At 58.1% G+C, this 21328-nt stretch carries 21 protein-coding genes; 12 read left to right on the top strand and 9 right to left on the bottom strand.

From position 1 onward, the window contains the following. Window positions 1–261 precede the first annotated feature (261 nt). Window positions 262–1467 carry a serine hydrolase gene (locus tag ACJ8HA_RS09630; RefSeq protein WP_043137823.1) on the top strand — a complete coding sequence of 402 codons (1206 nt, stop codon included), beginning with the start codon at window positions 262–264 and terminating at the stop codon, window positions 1465–1467. Between the two features lie 97 nt (window positions 1468–1564). Here the strand turns inward: ACJ8HA_RS09630 and ACJ8HA_RS09625 are convergent, their stop codons facing one another. The 3 genes from ACJ8HA_RS09625 to ACJ8HA_RS09615 form a co-directional block, all read right to left on the bottom strand. Next, window positions 1565–2056, bottom strand: a complete 492-nt coding sequence (locus tag ACJ8HA_RS09625; protein WP_225735588.1) for a fimbrial protein — start codon at window positions 2054–2056, stop codon at window positions 1565–1567. Between the two features lie 19 nt (window positions 2057–2075). Further along, complete coding sequence (locus tag ACJ8HA_RS09620; RefSeq protein ID WP_038630232.1) at window positions 2076–2894, bottom strand: fimbrial protein; 819 nt, start codon at window positions 2892–2894, stop codon at window positions 2076–2078. 232 nt (window positions 2895–3126) lie between these two features. Further along, window positions 3127–3459, bottom strand: a complete 333-nt coding sequence (locus ACJ8HA_RS09615) for a hypothetical protein (RefSeq protein WP_025302211.1) — start codon at window positions 3457–3459, stop codon at window positions 3127–3129. Window positions 3460–4124: 665 nt separating this feature from the next. On the opposite strand from ACJ8HA_RS09615, the gene ACJ8HA_RS09610 reads away from it, so the two are divergent. The 9 genes from ACJ8HA_RS09610 (at window position 4125) to ACJ8HA_RS09570 (ending at window position 12498) form a co-directional block, all read left to right on the top strand. Next, a complete protein-coding gene (locus ACJ8HA_RS09610; protein WP_025302212.1) occupies window positions 4125–4646 on the top strand; it encodes a fimbrial protein in 522 nt (173 codons plus the stop codon). A 78-nt stretch (window positions 4647–4724) separates the two neighbouring features. Continuing rightward, entirely contained in the window at window positions 4725–5261 is a 537-nt protein-coding gene (locus ACJ8HA_RS09605) for a fimbrial protein (RefSeq protein WP_025302213.1), read from the top strand. 47 nt (window positions 5262–5308) lie between these two features. Then, on the top strand, window positions 5309–7843 hold the full coding sequence (locus tag ACJ8HA_RS09600; RefSeq protein WP_075201352.1) for an outer membrane usher protein: 2535 nt from the start codon (window positions 5309–5311) through the stop codon (window positions 7841–7843). Window positions 7844–7924: 81 nt separating this feature from the next. After that, on the top strand, window positions 7925–8689 hold the full coding sequence (locus ACJ8HA_RS09595; RefSeq protein WP_089195705.1) for a fimbria/pilus periplasmic chaperone: 765 nt from the start codon (window positions 7925–7927) through the stop codon (window positions 8687–8689). 71 nt (window positions 8690–8760) lie between these two features. Next, on the top strand, window positions 8761–9399 hold the full coding sequence (locus ACJ8HA_RS09590) for a fimbrial protein (protein WP_038629099.1): 639 nt from the start codon (window positions 8761–8763) through the stop codon (window positions 9397–9399). Window positions 9400–9449: 50 nt separating this feature from the next. Beyond that, window positions 9450–10004: a fimbrial protein gene (locus tag ACJ8HA_RS09585; RefSeq protein WP_060447510.1), complete on the top strand. Its 555-nt coding sequence runs from the start codon at window positions 9450–9452 to the stop codon at window positions 10002–10004. Window positions 10005–10028: 24 nt separating this feature from the next. Continuing rightward, on the top strand, window positions 10029–10451 hold the full coding sequence (locus ACJ8HA_RS09580; RefSeq protein WP_060447509.1) for a hypothetical protein: 423 nt from the start codon (window positions 10029–10031) through the stop codon (window positions 10449–10451). Further along, a complete protein-coding gene (locus ACJ8HA_RS09575; RefSeq protein WP_193403096.1) occupies window positions 10448–11836 on the top strand; it encodes an FKBP-type peptidyl-prolyl cis-trans isomerase N-terminal domain-containing protein in 1389 nt (462 codons plus the stop codon). Before ACJ8HA_RS09580 ends, ACJ8HA_RS09575 begins: the two co-directional genes overlap by 4 nt. Beyond that, window positions 11833–12498 (top strand): response regulator transcription factor, encoded by a 666-nt coding sequence (locus tag ACJ8HA_RS09570; RefSeq protein WP_049295312.1) that lies wholly within the window; start codon window positions 11833–11835, stop codon window positions 12496–12498. Before ACJ8HA_RS09575 ends, ACJ8HA_RS09570 begins: the two co-directional genes overlap by 4 nt. A 54-nt stretch (window positions 12499–12552) precedes the next feature. Here ACJ8HA_RS09570 and ACJ8HA_RS09565 read toward each other — a convergent pair whose 3' ends face one another. The 4 genes from ACJ8HA_RS09565 to deoC form a co-directional block, all read right to left on the bottom strand. After that, window positions 12553–13920, bottom strand: coding sequence for an L-serine ammonia-lyase (locus ACJ8HA_RS09565; RefSeq protein WP_025302221.1), 1368 nt, complete (start codon window positions 13918–13920; stop codon window positions 12553–12555). A 93-nt stretch (window positions 13921–14013) separates the two neighbouring features. Further along, window positions 14014–15312 (bottom strand): HAAAP family serine/threonine permease, encoded by a 1299-nt coding sequence (locus ACJ8HA_RS09560; protein ID WP_004938697.1) that lies wholly within the window; start codon window positions 15310–15312, stop codon window positions 14014–14016. A gap of 979 nt (window positions 15313–16291) precedes the next feature. Further along, window positions 16292–17056 carry a DNA-binding transcriptional repressor DeoR gene (gene deoR / locus ACJ8HA_RS09555; RefSeq protein ID WP_025302222.1) on the bottom strand — a complete coding sequence of 255 codons (765 nt, stop codon included), beginning with the start codon at window positions 17054–17056 and terminating at the stop codon, window positions 16292–16294. A 152-nt stretch (window positions 17057–17208) separates the two neighbouring features. Then, window positions 17209–17889, bottom strand: coding sequence for a deoxyribose-phosphate aldolase (deoC, locus tag ACJ8HA_RS09550; protein WP_089195707.1), 681 nt, complete (start codon window positions 17887–17889; stop codon window positions 17209–17211). A 213-nt stretch (window positions 17890–18102) separates the two neighbouring features. On the opposite strand from deoC, the gene ACJ8HA_RS09545 reads away from it, so the two are divergent. Then, window positions 18103–18939: a hypothetical protein gene (locus tag ACJ8HA_RS09545; RefSeq protein ID WP_049295313.1), complete on the top strand. Its 837-nt coding sequence runs from the start codon at window positions 18103–18105 to the stop codon at window positions 18937–18939. 36 nt (window positions 18940–18975) lie between these two features. Here ACJ8HA_RS09545 and ybjG read toward each other — a convergent pair whose 3' ends face one another. Next, entirely contained in the window at window positions 18976–19581 is a 606-nt protein-coding gene (gene ybjG / locus ACJ8HA_RS09540; RefSeq protein WP_025302225.1) for an undecaprenyl-diphosphate phosphatase, read from the bottom strand. Between the two features lie 5 nt (window positions 19582–19586). Continuing rightward, the gene (locus ACJ8HA_RS09535; RefSeq protein ID WP_049205939.1) at window positions 19587–20321 is read right to left on the bottom strand and encodes a phosphatase PAP2 family protein; all 735 of its coding nucleotides are present in this window, start codon (window positions 20319–20321) and stop codon (window positions 19587–19589) included. A gap of 291 nt (window positions 20322–20612) precedes the next feature. Here ACJ8HA_RS09535 and eco point away from each other — a divergent pair, with 291 nt between their 5' ends. Further along, a complete protein-coding gene (gene eco / locus ACJ8HA_RS09530) occupies window positions 20613–21125 on the top strand; it encodes a serine protease inhibitor ecotin (RefSeq protein ID WP_033642514.1) in 513 nt (170 codons plus the stop codon). Window positions 21126–21328: the final 203 nt, after the last annotated feature.

The following is a 21328-nucleotide window of genomic DNA, read 5'->3' as shown; positions in this document are numbered from 1 at the left end:
TTTTTTTAAACGATCAGCAGGGGCCTGCGTACAGTTATGTAAAAATGCTGAAAATTCACGCTAAACCCTGCAAAAATAAGATAAATCACATAAACTCACAGCAAGGGCATTTTCGGTGCGTTGTGTTACCCGCTATGGGCGCCGCAGGGGGTTGCGGCCGGCATGCGCGCACCGGGCCACTCTCGCTGGTTGGCTTAAAACGTGAACATGTTTGAAAGTTAACGCTATTTCAATGGTTTGAATGGACACTCTGGCGACGTCATGATGAAAAAAAACTTATCCACTTCCCTGAAAAAACTGACCTTCAGCGTAGGCATCCTGTTGCTGGCTGCCCCGGCCGTGCGCGCCGCCGAGCCGCCGGCGCCGCCGCAGGTAGACGCCAAGGCCTACATTCTGATGGATTACAACAGCGGCAAGGTGCTGACCGAAGGCAATGCCGACACCCGTCTCGATCCCGCCAGCCTGACCAAGATCATGTCCAGCTACGTGATCGGCCAGGCGATCAAGGCCGGCAAGATCAAGCCGGAAGACATGGTCACCGTCGGCAAAGACGCCTGGGCGCCCGGTAACCCGGCGCTGCGCGGCTCTTCGCTGATGTTCATCAAGCCGGGCGATCAGGTGCCGGTGCTGGAACTGAATAAGGGCATCGTGATCCAGTCGGGTAACGATGCCAGCATCGCGCTGGCAGACTACGTGGCGGGCAGCCAGGATTCGTTCGTTGGCCTGATGAACAACTATGCCAAATCCCTGGGCCTGCAGAATACCCACTTCCTGACGGTGCACGGCCTGGATGCGGAAGGGCAGTACAGCACCGCGCGTGACATGGCGCTGTTGAGTCAGGCGCTGATCCGCGACGTGCCGGACGAATACGCGCTGCATAAAGAGAAAGAGTTCACCTTCAACAAGATCCGCCAGATTAACCGCAACCGTCTGCTGTGGAGCAGCAACCTGAACGTCGACGGTATCAAGACCGGTTACACCAGCGGCGCCGGCCACAACCTGGTGGCGTCCGCTACCGACGGACCGATGCGTCTGATCTCGGTGGTTTTAGGCGCGCCGAGCGATCGCGTGCGCTTTAGCGAAAGCGAAAAGCTGCTGACCTGGGGCTTCCGCTTCTATGAAACCGCGACGCCGATCAAGGCCGATAAACCGTTCGTCACCCAGAAAGTGTGGTTCGGCGACGTCAGCGAAGTGCCGCTTGGCGTGGCGAAAGACGCCTCGGTCACCATTCCGAAAGGGCAGATGAAAAACCTGAAGGCCAGCTACAAGCTGACCCAACCGACGCTGGAAGCGCCGCTGGCGAAAAACCAGGTGGTCGGCACCATCGATTTCCAGCTGGACGGCAAAACCATCGAACAGCACCCGCTGGTGGTGATGCAAGAGGTGAAAGAGGGCAACTTCTTCAGCCGCATCTGGGATATGGTGATGATGAAGCTGAGCCAGTGGTTCGGCGGGATCTTCGGCTGAATAGCCTGATGTAAGGAGCGCCCCGGGCGCACCATCCTCGACCAAGCCGCAACGGAGACGTTGCGGCTTTTTTTCGCGAGTTTCTGCGGCGCGGTGATTAAAAGTAGTCCACCAGCATGGTGGCGCCGCTGGTGAAATCGCCTTCCGCCAGGGTGACGGCGCTGTTTTTTACCGGCACCGCATCAAGCGTCGGCGGATTGGCGTAGTCGATGTCCAGCGGCGTATTGATGGCGAAGGCCTTACCGTTGGCCAACAGCTTGATGCCCAATCCATTGACGCTGCTGGTTAACACGCTGCCGTCGAAGGCCGCCGCGCCGCCCATGATCTTCATTTTCAGCTGGCGGCTGTTATCCAGAAACTCGCATTTGATGCTGTAATCGATGCGTTGCATATAGCGGTTGCCGTCGATGCGCTTGATGCCGACCTTGCCGAAGTCGATATCGATGGTGCGCCCGTCGTTGATCACGCAAGGCGGAGGCGCCACTACGGTGGCGGTGATGTTGACTTTGGTGCCCTGATCGGCGGCCTGAGCGGCCGAGCTAATCAATTCCAGCGCCAACAGCAGGGCGCAGCCCGTTTTTATCGTCATGTTCATTCTGGCTCCCGTCTCAAGGTGCGCTGAAGATCAGCGTGGCCGAGCCCGACAGCGGACCGGTGGCGATACTGGTGTAAGGGACATTGTTCTTCACCGGCACAAAGGTCACGGTATCGTTACCCAGACCGTTGACGATGCGTGTTCTGAAGGCATTGTTGGGTTTCACCACCGCGCCGTTATACACCATCGCCACGCCGACGTTAGGATTGGTGGTCTTGATAAAATCGCTGGAGAAGCCGCTGGCGTCGCTGACCATGCGGATCAGAATATCCTGCGTCGCACTCTGATCGTCGCACTGGTAGCTGAGCGCTTTGTCCTGTTTGATCTGGGCATCGCTGGCGCTTTGAGTCAGAAAGTCCTGGCGGATCTGACCAAAATCGACATTAATCTGCTGGCCGTTGTTAATGGTGCAACTGGTGGTGACGAAGTAGGCGTCGTTGTCGGCGATCAGGCGCCAGCGATAAACGCCGCACTGCGGACAACCCGGCTGATCGTTGGTCTGAATAAAGTTGATTTGGCCGATGACGTCGCCCTTGTTCACCTTGATGTCCGGCGTTGGGAAACGGTTCAACACGATATAGACCCGGATGGCGACAGACTGGGTCTGCAAGCCGGTGAGGCTGAGTACGCTGATGCCGGCAGGCACCGGGGAGTTATAGTCGCTGCCGTTGATGGTGGTACCGCTGCCGATGGCGCCAAAAATCGCACTGTTCATCGACAGCGCCGGACTGTCGGTTTTGAGATAGTCATACCAGCTCGCGACGTCGTTTTTACAGGTGACCTGGCTGACGTTGACGATTTCGTTTTTGCCATAAGAAAGCTGCGGCCCGATGCGAACCCGGACGTCAACCGGCGTGGTCGAGCCCCCGGGTGGAATCAGTCCGCCATCGGACGTGCGGCAGGTAAATGCGTTGGCGTTGCCAAGCAGCAGGAAGAAAGAGAGTGCCAGGCAGCAACGTAAAAATAGCAGGGCTGTTTTTCTCACGATAATATCCCGATATATATAAATGGTGTGCGGCGTTACTCCGCAATGAAATATTGCCAATCAGGCCGGCTGGCCCTATTTATTCCGTTAAAGGAGAGTGAGATGCATCTTTGTTGGGTATGCCGTTGTTATCACCACCGTCCAGCAACGCGGTGGGATACCACCTCAACGAGTTGTTGATGGAGCCGTCCGTCACAATCACTTCTTGTCGGGCGACAAGATCCAATAACAGCCGTCGAGCCCGGTAAACACCGACGTTGACGGCATTGGCCAGTTGCCGCGTCGAGAGCCACTGCTGCTGTGGCGGCGGCCCGGCGACGGGACATTGACGGGGCGATTGCGCGAATAATGTTTGCAGCAGATCGTGCTGCAATTGCCGTATTTCCTTTTGTTTCGGAGATAACGCTTCCATAGCACTTCCTCTGTATTCCGATTGCCGTATTCCTAAGAAAAAACAAACATTCGCCGCCTACCAACAACGAGGTAAAACGCGAACAAAGAAAATTCCTATCTATTTATCAGGATTGAAAAAAAAGGCGTTGCCCGCCCCGTTTTTACCTATGTTCAGGCAGGGGTGGCGTCACGCAGAAACCTAAAATTTTGGTTTATTATATTCACAAAGCGCCACTTTGCGATCTGATTACTTGTGAATCTCGCAAAAACAGGATATTGCTCTATAAAAGTATTTTTTACGATCTATGAGCCTAAAAATAACAGTAAATTAACTTCAATTAGGAAATAAATTGCGAATGTTCGCCTTGATCAAAAAAAGCCTTTTTTTGCTGAGAGGCATTTGCCAGAATATTCATCGCCGAACAAGAAGGGCGGATTAGAAAGTATTGGCCCCTGCTCGTTGTGATTTCGTTTATTTTTATAGGGCGAATTCATTAATGGGTGGGCCGCTGCAGACTTGCCGTTATCGACTTTTTTATTGTCGGTGCCTTTGGGGTTTGGCAGTTAACCAACTAGCAAGATGCTAAAGAATTAGGGCTGCGCACATATAAGCGCGAGCAGGTTTCCTGTGGCTCTTTTTCTTGATTGGAATATGCATTTTTTCTTATAAGGAATATAGGTTCTATGAAACTTAACAAAATCATGATGGCTGCAGTGATTGCATTTGGCGCAAGTTCTTTTGCACAGGCAGCCGATCAGGGACACGGTAAGGTCACCTTCACGGGCTCTATTATTGATGCGCCATGCTCTATTGCGCCTGAGTCGATCGATCAGACCGTAGATCTGGGCCAGGTGTCCAACGTGGCGTTGAAAAACGGCGGCAAATCCAACCCGCGTCCGTTTGAAATCAAGCTGGAGCAGTGCGACATCACCACCCTGAAAACCGTTAAAACCACCTTTAGCGGCGTAGCATCGTCTACCGATAAGGATCTGCTGGGCATCGCGGGCACCGCCAGCGGCGCCGGCGTAGCTATCTCTTACAACGGCCAGCCGATCAAACTGGGTGAAGCGACTACCGCGCAGACTCTGAACACCGGCAACAACACCCTGCATTTCGCCGCCTACCTGCAGGGCGAAGGAGCTTCCGCCGCCATCGTTCCGGGCGACTTCACCGCCGTAGCCGATTTCACCCTGGCTTATCAGTAAGTGAGTCCGAAGGCTTAATCAACCAGGCATGGGGCTCGCCACATGCCTGGTGAATCTCCCTGTCAAAGGAATGTCGCGATGTTTTTACCAAGGAATCGAGCGGGTGCCGTTCTTTTGGCGTCGTTGGCGTTTGCGCCCGGCTATGCAACTTCCGCCGCGCAGGGGTGGGGCAAAGTCAACATGCACGGCGCCATTATCGACACCGCCTGCGCCATTGCCGCCGGCAGCCGCGATCAGACGATCGATATGGACACTCTTCCTCTCGGGCAGATCATTCGTGACGGCCAGGGGATGACCAAACCTTTCAGTATTGAATTGGTCAACTGCATTTTGGAACGGCCGGAAAACAAACCTGATTGGAAATTCTTTCAGGTCACGTTTGATGGTTATGCGGAAGGCGCTCTGTTTGGCGTACAGGGCGAGGCGCGCGGCGTCGCATTGAAGATAAAAGACAGCAACGGCACGCCGGTTATTCCAGGGAAACCCTTACCGATGGAAGGAATAATACCGGGAAATAGAGTGCTGAATTATTCCATGACGTTGATGCCGAATCATCAGCCGTTGAAGGCGGGAGCGTATTTTTCCACAGTGCGTTTTAAGCTGGATTATTTTTGATTTTTTCTCGTACTGACGGTTAATTCGTTATTGAAAGGACTTTTATTATGCTTTCACCGGCAGGGAAGTTATTTCGTCTTCAAGCTTTGGGGCTCTGTGTTGCCCTTTCTCTGGGAAATCCGATCGCGTTGGTCTATGCCGCCGACGTTATTCAATTCAATACTGACGTATTAGACATCAACGATCGTAAAAATATCGATCTGAGCCAATTTACGCGCAGCGGCTACATCATGCCGGGCGTTTATACCATGGTGGTGCACGTCAATAAGAACGACCTGCCGGAACAGCCGGTAACGTTTTTGGCACCTGAGAACGATCCTAAAGGCAGCGAAGCCTGTCTTTCGCCGGAATTGGTCAACCAACTGGGGCTGAAAGAAAAACTGTTAAGCACGCTGAACTGGACGCACGGCGGCCGTTGCCTTGACGCCTCGAGTCTGGCGGGGATGGAAGCCCGCGGCGATCTTGCCAGCTCCTCGTTGTATCTCAACATTCCTCAGGCCTATCTGGAATACAGCTCGGAAAACTGGGACCCGCCTTCGCGCTGGGATGACGGTATTCCTGGGCTGCTGTTTGACTATAACGTTAACGCCCAAACGCAAAAACACCAGAAAGGCGGCAGCAGTTACAGCCTGAGCGGCAACGGCACCGGCGGCGCCAACCTGGGCGCCTGGCGTCTGCGCGCCGACTGGCAGGCTAACCTCAACCATCAGACCGGTTCTTCTCAGCCTACCGATAAACAGTTCGACTGGAGCCGCTATTACGCCTACCGGGCGATCCCGGCGCTGCGCTCGCGGTTGACGATGGGTGAGGATTACCTGAACTCCGACATTTTCGACAGTCTGCGCTTTACCGGTGTCAGTCTGCGATCCGACGACAGCATGTTGCCGCCCAACCTGCGCGGCTATGCGCCGGAAGTGACCGGCGTGGCGAAAACCAACGCTAAGGTGGTGGTCAGCCAGCAGGGGCGCGTGCTGTATGAAACGCAGGTGGCGGCGGGGCCGTTCCGCATTCAGGACATCAATGACGCCGTTTCCGGCGAGCTGGACGTGCGCGTCGAAGAGCAAGACGGCAGCGTGCAGGAGTTCAAGATGAACACCGCCAACATCCCTTATCTGACGCGCCCGGGTACGGTGCGTTACAAGCTGGCGACGGGCAAACCGTCGGAGTGGGGGCACCATCTGCGCGGGCCGATGTTTGGCACCGGCGAGTTCTCCTGGGGGATCAGCAACGGCTGGTCGTTGTACGGTGGGGGCATCGCCGGCGGCGATTATAACGCGCTGTCGCTGGGGATCGGGCGCGATCTGATGGCGCTGGGGGCGCTGTCGTTCGATGCCACGCAGTCGCGTGCGCGTTTGCCGCAGGATGGCACGCTGACCGGCGGTTCGTACCGGCTGAGCTATTCGAAGAACTTCGATGAATACGACAGCCAGGTCACCTTTGCCGGTTACCGCTTCTCCCAGGAAGATTTTATGAGCATGGGGGACTACCTCGATGCGCGTTACGAAGGGGGACGCAGCGGCAAGAGCAAGGAGATGTACACCATCACCTTCAACAAACAGTTCCGCGATCTGGGGCTCAGCACCTATCTCAACTACAGCCACCAAACCTACTGGGATCGGGCGCCGAACGATCGTTACAACCTGATGGTATCGCGCTACTTCGATATCGGCGATTTCAAGAACGTCAGCGTTTCGCTGTCGGCCTATCGCAACCGTTACAACGAGCGCAACGACGACGGGATGTACCTGTCGCTGTCGCTGCCCTGGGGCAGCGCCGGGACGCTCAGTTACAACATGACGCTCGATCGCGAAGAGAACGCCCATCGGGTCGGGTACTACAACCGGGTTGATGAACACAACAACTATCAGATCAGCGCAGGCGCCGCGCGCAGTGGGGCGACGGCCAGCGGGTATTACAGCCATCAGGGCGATATGGCGCAGATCAATGCCAACGCCAGCTACCAGGCCGGCCGGTACAGCGCCGTCGGCATCGGCGCGCAGGGCGGCCTGACGATGGCGGCGGAAGGAGCGGTGCTGCACCGCGTCAATACGCCGGGCGGCACGCGCTTGCTGCTCGATACCGAAGGCGTCGCCGGTGTACCGGTACGTGGCTATGGCAGTACGGTGCTGACCAACCGTTACGGCAAGGCGGTGGTGGCGGATGTGAACAGCTACTACCGCAATAAGGCCAGCATCGATCTCAACAGCCTAAGCGACAACGTCGAGGCGACGCGTTCGGTGGTGCAGGCCACGTTGACCGAGGGGGCTATCGGCTACCGCAAGTTTGAAGTGATTGCCGGCGAGAAGGCGATGGCGATCGTCAAGCTGGCGGACGGCAGCGAGCCGCCGTTCGGCGCCACGGTGCTGAATGCCCGTAAGCAGGAGACCGGCATCATCAATGACGGCGGCAGCGTTTACCTGTCCGGCCTCAACCCCGGCGAGCGCATGAGCGTGCACTGGAACGGCGCGGCGCAGTGTGAAATCCAGCTGCCGGCGCCGTTGCCGGCCGAAATGTTGATGAATACGCTGCTGCTGCCTTGCCGTCCTCTCACCGGTAACAAGCCGGCGGAGAACGCCAACTGACATACACCCGGCGGAGTGCGCTCCGCCGCTAAACCGCCGGGGCGGGCTCGCCCGCTTCCGGCCGACTGGAACCGTGAAGACATGATGAATCTGACTATGACCAGAAAGACCGTTTTCCTTGTGAGCCCGCTCGTCGCCGCGTTGACGATCGGCGCGGTCAGCCTGCCCGCTCATGCGGCCATTGCGCTGGATCGCACGCGTGTGATTTTCGACGGCGACCTGAAAACGGTCAGTCTCAACATCAGTAACCAGAACAAACAGTTGCCTTATCTGGCGCAGGGATGGATCGAAGACGATCGCGGCAACAAAATCCAAAACCCTTTTACCGTGCTGCCGCCGGTGCAGCGGGTGGAGCCGGGCAAACCGAGCCAGGTGAAGATCCAGTCGCTGCCGGCAGCACGTCAGCTGCCGCAGGACAGGGAGACGCTGTATTACTTCAATCTGCGCGAGATCCCGCCGCGCAGCAATAAGCCGAACACGCTGCAGATAGCGTTGCAGACGCGCATCAAAATGTTTTATCGCCCGGCGGCGCTCGCCCCGAAAAAGAACGCCGCACCGTGGCAGGAGCAGCTGACGCTGACCCGGCAGGGCGACAAGTACGTGGTGAACAACCCGACCCCTTATTACGTGACGATCGTTGAGGCGAGCGCCGGCAAGGGCGGGAAAGGGGCCGCCGGCTTTGAACCGTTGATGGTGGCGCCGAAGGCCAGCGCCCCGCTGAACGTCTCCGCCGCGAGCCTCGGTAGCGGCCCGTCGCTGGCGTACATCAACGATTACGGTGGTCGGCCGCAGTTGAACTTCCGCTGCGGCGGCAATGCCTGCCAGGTCGTACCGGTCGCCAAATGACGATCCGCGCGCAAGCAGGGAAGACAGAGTGAACACAGCGGAGTGAACGAATCATGCAACGAAAGATCCCCATGCTGTTGGGAAAGGCCTATGAACGTCATCAGCGACGCACTATCGGCCTGACGGTGTTGGCCGCGCTGATGGTACCGCTGACGGCAGGCACGATGCTGATGCTGATGCCGCCGGCCCGCGCGGTGGACAACTGGGACGTGGAGGGCGCGAATGGCACGCTCCACGTCTACGGCGCGTTAACGGAAAGCGCCTGCAGCCTGGAAATGACCACCGCTCGTCAGGAGGTTTGGCTGGGGGAGACCGGAACGGCGCACTTCCAGCGTCCGGGCGATCGCGGCACGCCGGTCGCCTTCGAGCTGACGCTGAAAGACTGTCTGCGGGCGCCGGCGAGCAACCGCGACGCCTGGACTGGGGTTCTGGCCTGGAGCGGCAGCCAGCCTGCGGTGTCCGTCGCGTTTTCCGCGCCGACGGATGACGACGCGCCGGGTCTGGTCAGGGTGGCCGGCGTCACCGGATTGGGGTTGCAGTTGGCGGATGCCCGCGGCCTGCCGGTCCGCCTCGGCGCGCGCAACAAACCGATCTTGCTGACGCCGGGGCAAAACACCCTGACGTATACGGTGACGCCGGTGCGCACCCCGGCGACGCTGAGCGCCGGCGCTTACCGCGCGGCGATCGATTTCCGTCTTTATTACGACTAATACGCCGCTTGCGCCTGGTAGGCGCAAGCACAACCAAAGGGAGTGGCGTCATGCGCGCAACAGAGACGAACCGGCGCCGAAGCGCGCTGTTGGGGGCAGGCATGGTCATGGCGGCCGGCATGATGGCGCAGCCGGCGGCTGCGGCGGAAAACATGCGCTTTCACGGTACGCTGGTGGCCGAGCCGTGCGTCATTCAGCCGGGGGATGAGGACATCCAACTGGATTTCGGCACCATCGTCGACAAATACCTGTACCTGAACACCCGCACCCACAGCCAAACCTTCGCGTTGCACCTGACTGAATGCGATCTCAGCCTGGGCAATACGGTGGCCATTACGTTTACCGGCACCGAGAACGCCAAACTGCCCGGCCTGTTGGCGCTGGATGCCGGCAGCCTGGCCTCGGGGATCGGCATCGGGCTGGAGGACAGCACCGGCAAGGCGCTGCCGCTCAATCGCGCCAGCGATAAATTCCGCCTGAATGCCGGCAACACCACGCTCACGCTGCAGGCCTATGTGCAGGGGGAGCCGGAGGCCATCCAAACGAAGTCCATCGGCCGCGGCACCTTCAGCGCGGTGGCCACCTTTACGTTGGAATACGAATAAGCGTCTACAAGGACAAAAAACGCAATGATGATAAAGCTCCTCAATCGCGCCCTGCGCATGGGCCTGTTGTGCCTGTTGGCGTTGAGCGCCGCCGCCTGTCAAAACCAAAAGTCGGGCAAGCCCGCCGTGAACACCAAAAATCAGGCTGTGCAAGCTCCGTCAGAAGAGGCTTTGCGCAAGCAGCGTGAGGCCGAGCAGCTGCGGCAGTGCCAGCAGCAACTGGGTGCATTGCGCACGATCGACGAGAAACAGTATCAGCGCTACAAACAGGCCTTCGACAGCCTGATGAGCGGCGCTTCGCAGTACGCCAACCTGCGCGCCAGGGTAAACGGCGACACGCAGGAGACGGTGGATGCGCTGTATCGCTACAAGGTCAACTATCTGTGCGCCGGGGTGAATCAGGCGGTGTTGACCGGCTTGGCGGATCGCGGGGAGCAGGTTAAATGAGGCTGCGCCTGCTGGGCTGTGCGGCTCTGCTGTTCACCGGCGTCGCGCAGGCGGACGACGGCGTGCCGGCGCTGCTGCAGTTTGCCGAGCAGTATCAACGGCAGAACACCGCGCCGAAGAGCGAAAACACGGCGCCCGCCGACCGCGAGGCGGGGCAAAAAAAGCGTGAGCCGGCAAAGCGTCCGCCGGACACCCACCAGCCTGCTTCATCGGCCAAAGCTTTTACGCTGAGCCAGGAATTATTGACGCGTGACCAACAGCTGGCGCGCCAGCGAATGGAACTGACGATGTTGCGCCAGGAACTTACTGCGCTGCGGGCGGAGAAAGCGGCGCCACCCGTCGCAGCGTTGCCGGACTCGTCGACGCTTCAACAGTGGATTGCCGGGCTGGGCGCTGCCTGGCGAGGTTCGCCCGACGCGCAGCGCGCCGAGGCGCTGTTGCGTCAGGCGACGCAGGAAACCGCCAAAAGCAGAACGACGGCGGCGCAGGCCGAACGGCGCGTCACCGAACTTGAGTCTGCCGCGCAGGCATCGGCACAGACGCTTGCACAACGTCAACGCGAGCACCAGGAGGCGTTGCACGCTCTGCGCGCCGCGTTGGAAGAAAGCGAGCAGAAGCGGGCCGGTGAGCAGAAGGCGACTCAGCAGGCGCGCGAAGACCTGCTGGCGTTGCGTAAGCGGCTGCAATGGGAGATGACGCCGGAGCAGTTGAAGGATGAACGGAAACGGTTGTCCTATGCGGCGGGCAGTGCGCTGGGGCGGGATATTCAGGGGTTGATGACGGAGCGTCAAAGCTGGGGGGTACCGGTGGACCGCGACAGCCTGTTGGCGGGCGTTATCGACAGCGTGGCGGGGCGTTTGCAGCTGCCGCCGGATGAACTGAATACGCTGACGGCGCAGGCGGATGCCGCCGCCGTGGCCGCGCGTGAGAAACGCGTTAACCAGCAGCGGCGGCGCGATGAAGATTATCTGGCGCAGTTCAGTCAACAAAAGGGCGTAAAGCAGTCGGCGATGGGCTTCTGGTATCGGGTGGATTACGCCGGGGAGGGCGCGCTGGCGCCAACGGCGGTGGTCGATGTCGTGGTGAAAGAGAAGCTGACCGACGGCACGGTGATCCAGGATATGGATCTGAGCGGCAAGGTGCTGTCGCAACCGCTGTCCGAATACCCGCCGCTGTTCCGGGAGGCGATAGGTCATCTGCACAACCACGGCTCGTTGACGATGGTCGTGCCGCCGGCGCTGGCCTACGGTGAAACCGGCTACCCGCCGAAGGTGCCGCCCAACGCCACCATGGTTTATGAATTGCGCATCGACAACAGCCAGGCGCCGGCGAAGGGCGTCCAGGCGGTTAAACGGGAAGCCGACACGGCGGGAGAACAGGGATGAACACGATGATAAAAATCGCGCTATTTGATGAGAATCGATACTTCAGCGCCGGTTGGCAAGAGGCCCTGGCGCTGCATTTCAGCACTTACGGCAAGCGCACGCTGTTAGTGGATGCGCGGCAGGTTCACGAAGCAGATTTGGTGTTCTGCTATTTTCCTCCCGGCGTGCAAAGCTGTTTTTGTCACCTCTCTGAGGCGCAGCCCGCGGGGCGTAAAACGCTGTATTTCTCGTTGCGAACGCCGGAGGGACGGCATAAACGCACCGTCGGTAACCGCTGCTCGCTGGAGGCTGGCGTCATCTACCACGATATGCCGTTGGTTTCGGCGCTGTATCAGGTGAGCGCCGAGCTGGAGCGGCGCAGCAAATGGCCGGGCAGACTGCGCTGTGGCAGGAGCTGCGTATGCCAACACCGGGGCCTGACGCTGCGCGAACAAGAGATCATGCGCTGCATGACGCGGGAGATGGGAGTCACGCAAATCGCCCGGATGCTGGACATTAGCGTGAAGACGGTCAGCAATCACAAGATGAGCGTCATGCGCAAAATGGGATTCCGGCGTAATGCCGAACTTTACGGCTGGCTGCGGCACAGCGCTCGTCCCGGGGCTGTGGGGCTTCGCGCGGGTATTCAGCCCGGCGTTGCGGCAGGAAAGGATCGCTATTGAAACGGCGCCGGCCAAGTCACACCGGCTGGCGCCTTAAGTACCTCGCCGTGGCGATCAGTTGCAGGCCACGACCTTGATCGCCAGCCCGCCCTGTGAGGTTTCGCGGTATTTGGCGTTCATGTCTTTGCCGGTCTCGTACATGGTTTCGATCACCTTATCCAGACAAACCCGCGGTTCGCTGGTCCGGCGCATCGCCATGCGTGCGGCGTTGACCGCCTTAACGGCGGAAATGGCGTTGCGTTCGATGCAGGGCACCTGAACCTGGCCGGCGAGCGGATCGCAGGTCAGCCCCAAATGGTGCTCCATGGCGATCTCCGCCGCGATGCACACCTGCGCCGGGCTGCCGCCGAGCAGCTCGGTCAACCCGGCCGCCGCCATCGAACAGGCCACGCCCACTTCCCCCTGGCAACCCACTTCGGCGCCGGAGATCGAGGCGTTCATCTTGTACAACGCGCCAATCACGCCGGACGCCAGGAAGTAGCGTGTGTAGGAGTTGGCGTTCACCGGGCGGATGAACTTGTCGTAGTAGGCCAGTACCGCAGGGATAATGCCACACGCGCCGTTGGTCGGCGCGGTGACCACGCGGCCACCGGCGGCGTTCTCTTCGTTGACGGCCAGCGCGAACATGTTGATCCAATCGACCACGTTCATCGGATCGATATTGTTCTTGTCGCCGGTCACCAGAATGCGTCGCAGCGCGGCGGCGCGGCGCGGCACTTTCATCGGGCCAGGCAGCAGGCCTTCGGTGTTGATGCCGCGCTCGATACCGGCGCTCATCACCTGCCAGACGTCGGCGAAATGCGCGTCGATGTCCGCCTTGCTGCGCAGCGCCAGCTCGTTCTGCATCACCAGGCCGGACAACGACAGCCCGGTGTCTTTGCAATGCTGCTGCAGATCGTGCGCTGATTTGAACGGGTAGGGCACCGGCGTGGCGCCCTCGGCGGACTGGCCGAAGTGTTCTTCGTCGACGATGAAACCGCCGCCGATCGAGTAATAGGTTTTGCTGTGCAGCAGGCGTTCACCGGCGAAGGCACGGATGCGCATGCCGTTTTCGTGCAGCGGCAGGTTGTCGCTGTGGAAATTCATGCCGCCGTGCAGCGGAAAATCCACCTCGTGGTGGCCGTTGGCCAGCGGCAGGCGGCCGCGCTGTTCCACGTCGCGGATAAAGCCCGGGATGCTGTCGATGTCCACGTCGTGCGGCAGGTTGCCGGCCAGGCCCATGATGATGGCGATGTCGGTGTGGTGACCTTTACCGGTCAACGACAGCGAACCGTAGACGTCGACCACCACGCGGGTGGTGTCCTGCAACTGCTGGTGGGCGATCAGATCGTCGACGAACTGTTTGCCGGCCTTCATCGGGCCAACGGTGTGGGAACTGGATGGGCCGATGCCAATTTTGAAAATATCGAAAACGCTGACCATGGTCTCGCCTCCTTCTTCAGGTTTCAGGCGGTGAATACGGGAAATGGGGGAGTGCGGGAGGGCCGGCGCGCAAGCGGCGCCGGCCGGGCGTGATTAGCCGAGCAGGCTGAACACGATAGCAGAGATGGCGATCAGACCCATCACAACCACGAACACGTTGCTGATGTGGCCGCTGTACTTGCGCATGGCAGGCACTTTACGAATGGCGTACATCGGCATCAGGAACAGCAGCATGGCGATGATTGGGCCACCCAGGGTTTCGATCATGCCCAGGATGCTTGGGTTCAGGGTGGCGACGATCCAGGTGGTCACCAGCATGAAGATAGCGGTCATGCGGTTCAACTTGGCGGTGCTGACGGTTTTGCCACGGCTCTTCATCGATTTGGCAACCAGACCGTTGAAACCTTCACGAGCGCCGAGGTAGTGGCCCAGGAACGATTTGGTAATGGCGACGAAGGCGATAACCGGCGCGATGTACTCGATCATCGGGTTGTTAAAGTGGTTAGCCAGGTAAGACAGAATCGAGATGTTCTGCGCCTTGGCTTCCGCCAGGTTTTCCGGCGTCAGGCTCAGCACGCAGCTGAACACGAAGAACATCACGGTCAGCACCATCATGATGTGTGCATAAGCCAGAATGCGGGAGCATTTCTTCTCGGCGTCTGCGCCGTACTCTTCGCGTTTGGCGACGGCGAAAGCGGAGATGATCGGCGAGTGGTTAAAGGAGAACACCATTACCGGGATTGCCAGCCACAGGGTCATGATCAGGCCGTGGCCCATGCCGGTACCGCTGCCGGACAGCGACACGTTTTCGAAGATGGCGCCGGTCCAGTTAGGGATCAGGTATACCGCCAGCAGCATCAGCACCGCCACGAACGGGAAGACCAGAATGCTCATGGTTTTCACGATGGCCTGCTCACCGAAACGCACGATGGTCATTAGGCCGACGATCAGGATCAGCGACAGAATGGCGCGCGGCGGCGACGTCATGCCCAACTGGTGGGTAATGAAGCTGTCGACGGTGTTGGTGATCGCCACGCTGTAAACCAACAGAATCGGGTAGATGGCGAAGAAGTACAGCAGGGTAATCAGTTTACCGGCGGTGATGCCGAAATGCTCTTCCACTACAGCGGTGATGTCTTCACCGGGATTTTTGCCGGACAGCACGAAACGGCACAGGCCGCGGTGGGCAAAGAAGGTCATCGGGAAAGCGATGATGGCCATGATGATCAGAGGAATCAAACCGCCGATGCCGGCGTTGATGGGCAAGAACAGGACGCCTGCGCCGATGGCGGTGCCGTACAGGCCCAACATCCACATGGTATCCGTTTTACGCCAGGTACTGCTGGAGCCCGAGGCCGCAGAGGCAATTGTGCCGGTCTGTGTAGTGTCCATAAATATCTCCGAAGTGAACACGAATTTAAAATTAAAAGGCAAAACTTAAGGTTAAACCGTCAAACGTCCTATTCAGGCAACGCTTGCGGTAAGAATCAGGTGTTGCTTGCGGGGATGTTTTGGCGTCCCCCTGGTTGTTTATTGTGTTCATTACCAAGGCACAGCGCCGGGTAATTCACTAAAGACTTTCCACCGTCACGGGTGATAAAAGTCGTTACCGCTGCCGACAGGTCATTGCCTGTCGATTTTTGTTGGCGGCAAGATAACGATTTACAGTAGAAACAACCGTGATCCTGCTCTCAAATGCGTAATATGTGCAGTTATCTGCTCTTTTATCGATTTTTCGCGCATTTGTTGCACATTTGTGTAAGATTTTGTGCTGAGAACGCTCTCATAAAATTTTCTGCGATTATGCGGCTTGTACAATAATTAGCCGGATAAAGCGCTGTGCTCAGCAGCAAGCCGAGCAATATATTTTATGCGTGGTTTTGGATCTAGCGAAAAACCCGGATTAAGCAGTTTTAGTGATGTGGATCACATTATGTTTTTAAGGTAAATTGAATTTATCTTTTTGTTTTTAATGATTTTTATTTAAAATTCACCGCTAGTAACGAAGGGAAATTACTTACGTGGTTAGCGGATAAAAATGCGTAACCATTCATCATATAAATAACAGATAGCTAACAGGTATTGGTGAGATTTGCTGCAATCGCGTAAACCGCCGTTTATTTAAACTTCCTGGCCTTTGGTACGATTTATCATATAAAAGCCATAAATAGCCGTTAATTCACCCAGCCGACCGCGTGTTTAGCCTGCGAAAAAATAATCACGCGGGTGAGCTGTTGCATTTTATTAACCTGATGTTGCGTGCGGATAAGCGAAAAACGCGAATTGATTGCGCATTATTTGTTCATTTTTGGGTAAGGAAAGAGGGATATCGAAACGGTGCGCCGTCGGTTATGACGGCGCTGAAGGCGGATTAATAGCGGATAGCGATGGCGTTGTCGTTGAAGAATGCCAGGAAGTCGGCGGCCGGTTGGCGGTCGGTGATCACCCGATCGAATTGTGTCAGGGGGCCGATGCAGGCCGGTTTGGTTTTGCCGAATTTGCTGTGGTCTGCCACCAGGATCTTTTGCTGCGCCATCGCCATCGCGCGATGCTTCATCTCCAGTTCGTCGAAGTTGAAGCAGGTGGCGCCGTGCTGCAGACTGAGGCCGGCGGCGGAGATAAAGGCGATATTCGGGCAGATATGATCGAGCTCGTTACGGCCGCTGACGCTGGAAAAGATGTAGTTGTTCGGCTTGAACTCACCGCCGCACAGGACCACTTTGCAGTTCGGTTTGTCCTGCAGCGCCAGGAAGGTGTTCAGCGAATGGCACACGGCGGTGAAGGTCAGTTCGTCGGCGATGGCGTCGATGATCGCCGGGGTGGTGGTGCCACAGTCAAAAAACACCGTGTCGTTTTCATTGATCAGCGGCGCTGCCAGCAGGCCGATGCGCCGTTTCTCCGTGACCTGTTTGGCTTTTTGATCGGAAACGAAGTAGTTGGTCACGCCGTTGCTGCGCGGATCGGTCACCACGTAGCCGCCGAGCAACACCACGGCCGCCGGTTCGGCGCTCAGATCGCGGCGAATGGTCATCTCCGAGACCCCCAGCAGCGCGGCGGCTTCTTTCAGGTGGATCTTGTCAGCGCGTTTTAACGCCTGAACTAACCGGTTGATACGTTCTTCGCGCCGCGTTTCCATAGATCCGTCTTCCCACAGGTAGTAGAGGTAAAGGGGCGTGCCGGCATTTCCGGCGCTAAACACAACAATGCGGGGCAATATCGGGCCGCATCAGCCGCCCGTATTGTCCCGCATCGGAGTGTATGGCCATGCCCGTCAGGGCAAGCCGACGATCAGTAGCTGCCCGCCGCCGGCTGGGCGCCGGATACGATGGCGACGCCGGAGCTGGTGCCGATGCGCGTGGCGCCGGCTTTAATCATCTTCTCGGCGGTGGCGCGATCGCGCACGGCGCCGGAAGCTTTCACGCCCATTTCGCTGCCCACAGTCTCACGCATCAGTTTGACGTGCTCTTCCCGAGCGCCGCCGGTGCTGAAGCCGGTGGAGGTTTTCACGAAGGCGACATCGAGTTCGCGACACATTTCACAAACCTGGACGATCTGCGCATCGCTGAGCAGGCAGGTTTCCAATATTACCTTCAACGGGATCGCCGCGCAAACCTCGCGCACGGCGGCGATATCGGCTTTCACTTCGTCCAGCAGGCCGCTTTTCAACCAGCCGACGTTGATCACCATATCGATCTCTTGCGCCCCGGCGGCGATCGCCGCTTTGGCTTCAAAGGCCTTGGCGACGGTCAGGCCGGCACCCAGCGGGAAACCGATCACCGAGCAGACTTTCACGGTGCTTTCTTGCAGCAGCTGGGCCGCCAGTGGCACGTAGCCGGAGTTGACGCATACCGCATAGAAGTTGTGCTGCTGTGCTTCTTCGCACAGTTTGGCGATCTGCATTTCGGTGGCGTCCATGGCCAGCAGGGTGTGGTCGATATAGCTGGCGTAATCGATGTTTTCGGTGGTCATCGCGGTTCCTTAGTGAGGTTAAGACAGTAAACGGAGTGAGGAATGTGAAAATAATAACATTCCGATGCCGATAAACCTAGTGCTGTTTAAAAAATGTCGATCCGATCGTCGCTATAATGCTGTTATAGGTATAGCTTAAAGGCGTTTCATTTGTTATTTAAATAACATTTTGTGGCTCGCGGCCTGCGCGGGCGAAACGTCGAGGGAAAAAAGATGAAGATCAACATCGATCTGGCTCCTGAAGCTTTCGGGGCGCATCGGCAGGAACTGTTCCGCAATGCGGATTTTGCGGTGAGCGCGCATCGCTGCGCAGAACGTGGGCCGATGTTAACGCTGGCGAACTGCCGTGGCGCGCTGACGGTTTTACCGTATCAGGGCCTCGCGATCTGGGACGCTGAGTTTGACGGTTACTCGCTGAAGTCGGGCCGCCGCAGCGTGCGGGGCGCCGGCAGAAAGCGCGCTGACGACGCTGCGTTCTATCCCGCCTGGCCGCATCAGGACGGTGAGCCGCTGCAGATGCAACGCGTGTGGATCCAGCTGGCGGGCGATGAGCTGACGTTGCACGGCGAGGGGGAGCGGGCGGGCGGGCGTTGGCGCATCGGCCCGGCGCTGCGTCTGGCGGCCCAGAGCGCGCAGTTCGCCATAGAGATGAAGGTCACCAATCAGGCCGAGCGGCCGCAGCCGCTGCGCTATGTTTGCAGCCTCAACTATGACTGCATTCCTGATGCGGTATTCCGCCAGAACCTGCCGACGCCGGCTTTGTTAGGGGATACGATCGGGCAGGAACTGTTGTGCTCCGACGATCTGACGCGCTACGTGGATCAGGCCGAATTCTTTATGCTGGCGCCGCAGGGCCGGCGTTATGTGACGCGTTTTGCCACCGAACAATTCAACTATGGTTTCCGGCGCATCGCCGTTCAGGGCAACAGGCGGCTTCTGGCTTTTATCCAGCCGGCGAACTGCCGCCCGAATGCGCCAGAAGGGGAGGAAGGAGTGATGCTGGGAGCGGGGAAAACGCGGACGTTCTGTGTGACTACTGGCGTGGTGTGAAAGCAGGGGCGGTAACGCCCCTGTCATGTTGTGCGGTTACTCTTTCACCCAGCCACGGCGAATGGCGAAGGCAAACAGGAAGCGATACAGGCGCGACAGCTTGTCGGCGAGGACATCACCGAACAGATTCCATACCAGCTGCGCGAACAGGCAGCCGACCAGGCCGAGCAGGAAACCGCCGACCATATCCAGCGGCCAGTGCACGCCGAGGTACACGCGTGACCAGGCGATGCCGGCGGCGACAATCATCAGCAGCGCGCCGGACCAGACCCGGTGCCAGAACAGGAATGCCAGCGCAAAGGTAAAGATGGCGGTGCCGTGATCGCTGGGGAACGAGCTGTCCGGCGCGTGCGCCAGGAAGGTATAGCCGACGCCGGCGACGAACGGACGCTCATGCGGCAGCAGCGCGCCGATAGCGGAGGCGGCAAGCATGGCGAACAACAGCGCGATCGTGGTTTTCGCCACCACTTCGCGCTGTGAAACCAGCTGGCTTTGCGGCCCCCACAGCCACAGGCCGACGATCAGCAGCGGCACGATAATGATAAGATCGCGCGCCAAAAAGGTGGCGAAATCGATCATCCATTCGGGAGACGCCGGGGTCGCATTGATCCAGGCGAAAAGAACATGGTTTAGCTGCTCCATAACCGTTACCTCATCTTGCGGCGCCAATAGCCGCTAATCATCCAATAAATAGCCAACTGGCTTAACCAAACCCACCAACCCGCCCACAGGTTATGGGTAAGAAAATGTGCGCCACGCATGATCTGACCAAAGCCCATCACCATGCCGAGCGCAATGCCGCCGCACCAGCACCACCAGGCCAGGCGCGGGCGCTGCGGATAAAACAGGAAAAACAACGCCATCACCGCGAAACCGCTCGAGGCGTGCCCGCCGGGGAAACAGCGACCGGGGCCCGGCAGCGCCGGTACCGTGCCGAACAGCGGGAAGGACATCGCCTTGCCGCCGTACTCAATCAGATCCCACGGACAGGAGTGCGCGCTGGTGGCTTTGAGAATGCCCACCACCAGCGGGCCGATACCAATCAGCAGCATGGTTACGATCAGGCGCGCGCTGCGGCGATAGAGGCCCCAAAACAGTGTCAGCACCGCCCCTACGATCACTATCTGCTTCAACAGGCGGTGATTGATCAGATCCAGCCAATAATTGTTTTGCCACGGGAAATGCCCGCTGGCGGCATCGTACCAATAATTGCTGATCGCCCAGTCCAGCTGTTCGTTACGGGAGAGCCATAGAAACACCAAACCGCTGATCAGCAGGCCAAAAACTTGCCAACGGTAAAAGGATGCCGACAGGGAGTAAAGGGCGGTTGTCTTAATTTGCGGTGTCGTTGAGGATTGATTTAATGACGATTCTGGATTCACGCGCAGGCTCAGTGACAGGATTGAATGACGTTACTGTAATAATTCTGTCTTAAGAAAACCTTAGTCCGCCGGTAAGAAAACCCTATCTGATACACTTGCTTGTACGAAGGTAATCACTGGTTTTTCTCGTCTTAACCCGAGGGTGCGCTGGCTAATTGCTCCAGTTAACGGTTTATATTAGGCGATTGTCACTATTGATTGCTTATTGTAAAGAAGATTAAACCTGTGGCGAGCTTAGCGGTAGTGTATTAGTTTATAGACGGATTATTTGACAAAGTGTAGGGATAAAACATGAACAAGGCATCCGTTGTATTTTCCGGCCTGCTGATGGCCGTTTCCGCTGGCGCTATGGCGGCGACCTCTGGCGATGACGCAGACATGAGCAAACAGCCGCTGGAAAAAGTCGCGCCTTACCCGAAAGCCGAGAAGGGTATGAATCGCCAGGTGATCTACCTGCCGAAGCAAGAGCACGAAGAGAACTACAAGGTAGAGCTGCTGATCGGCAAGACGCTGGAAGTGGACTGCAACCGCCATATGATTGGTGGCACGTTGGAGACCAAAACCCTGTCCGGCTGGGGTTACGACTACCTGGTGCTGGAGAAGCTGTCTGAACCGGCCTCGACCATGATGGCCTGCCCGGACAACACCAAGACCAAGAAATTCATCGCCGCCAACCTGGGCGACGCCGCGATGCAGCGTTACAACAGCCGCCTGCCGATCGTGGTGTATGCGCCGAAAGACGCGGAAGTGAAATACCGCATCTGGAAAGCCGAAGATACCGTAAGTCAGGCTGAGCAGAAATAACCGCCGCCTGACGCCGCTCCGCTGGCCATTCCCGGTTGGCGGAGCCTTTCTCCTTCCTGTCTCCTTATCATTCCCGCATCTTTGACACTCGACTGATTGCTTTCGGACGTGGCTTTTAGCCGCAACATGGCAATGAAATACGCTCTTCACATGGGCACAGGAAGCACGCCGCTGCATGGATGGGAGAGGATGCGCGCGTATAG

Source organism: Serratia sp. CY33802 (assembly GCF_052169095.1).
Taxonomy (GTDB): Bacteria; Pseudomonadota; Gammaproteobacteria; order Enterobacterales; family Enterobacteriaceae; genus Serratia; species Serratia bockelmannii.
The sequence above is the reverse complement of the archived record's forward strand: the minus strand, read 5'-3'. Positions and strand labels throughout refer to the sequence as shown.

Coding starts and splice junctions, on each gene's coding strand:
- deoC (WP_089195707.1), bottom strand. CDS start 17,889: ATGACCACCGAAAACATCGATTACGCCAGCTATATCGACCACACCCTG.
- ACJ8HA_RS09585 (WP_060447510.1), top strand. CDS start 9,450: ATGCGCGCAACAGAGACGAACCGGCGCCGAAGCGCGCTGTTGGGGGCA.
- ybjG (WP_025302225.1), bottom strand. CDS start 19,581: ATGGAGCAGCTAAACCATGTTCTTTTCGCCTGGATCAATGCGACCCCG.
- ACJ8HA_RS09575 (WP_193403096.1), top strand. CDS start 10,448: ATGAGGCTGCGCCTGCTGGGCTGTGCGGCTCTGCTGTTCACCGGCGTC.
- ACJ8HA_RS09605 (WP_025302213.1), top strand. CDS start 4,725: ATGTTTTTACCAAGGAATCGAGCGGGTGCCGTTCTTTTGGCGTCGTTG.
- ACJ8HA_RS09630 (WP_043137823.1), top strand. CDS start 262: ATGATGAAAAAAAACTTATCCACTTCCCTGAAAAAACTGACCTTCAGC.
- eco (WP_033642514.1), top strand. CDS start 20,613: ATGAACAAGGCATCCGTTGTATTTTCCGGCCTGCTGATGGCCGTTTCC.
- ACJ8HA_RS09625 (WP_225735588.1), bottom strand. CDS start 2,056: ATGACGATAAAAACGGGCTGCGCCCTGCTGTTGGCGCTGGAATTGATT.
- ACJ8HA_RS09580 (WP_060447509.1), top strand. CDS start 10,029: ATGATGATAAAGCTCCTCAATCGCGCCCTGCGCATGGGCCTGTTGTGC.
- ACJ8HA_RS09560 (WP_004938697.1), bottom strand. CDS start 15,312: ATGGACACTACACAGACCGGCACAATTGCCTCTGCGGCCTCGGGCTCC.
- ACJ8HA_RS09610 (WP_025302212.1), top strand. CDS start 4,125: ATGAAACTTAACAAAATCATGATGGCTGCAGTGATTGCATTTGGCGCA.
- ACJ8HA_RS09570 (WP_049295312.1), top strand. CDS start 11,833: ATGAACACGATGATAAAAATCGCGCTATTTGATGAGAATCGATACTTC.
- ACJ8HA_RS09615 (WP_025302211.1), bottom strand. CDS start 3,459: ATGGAAGCGTTATCTCCGAAACAAAAGGAAATACGGCAATTGCAGCAC.
- ACJ8HA_RS09595 (WP_089195705.1), top strand. CDS start 7,925: ATGATGAATCTGACTATGACCAGAAAGACCGTTTTCCTTGTGAGCCCG.
- ACJ8HA_RS09590 (WP_038629099.1), top strand. CDS start 8,761: ATGCTGTTGGGAAAGGCCTATGAACGTCATCAGCGACGCACTATCGGC.
- ACJ8HA_RS09600 (WP_075201352.1), top strand. CDS start 5,309: ATGCTTTCACCGGCAGGGAAGTTATTTCGTCTTCAAGCTTTGGGGCTC.
- ACJ8HA_RS09565 (WP_025302221.1), bottom strand. CDS start 13,920: ATGGTCAGCGTTTTCGATATTTTCAAAATTGGCATCGGCCCATCCAGT.
- deoR (WP_025302222.1), bottom strand. CDS start 17,056: ATGGAAACGCGGCGCGAAGAACGTATCAACCGGTTAGTTCAGGCGTTA.
- ACJ8HA_RS09545 (WP_049295313.1), top strand. CDS start 18,103: ATGAAGATCAACATCGATCTGGCTCCTGAAGCTTTCGGGGCGCATCGG.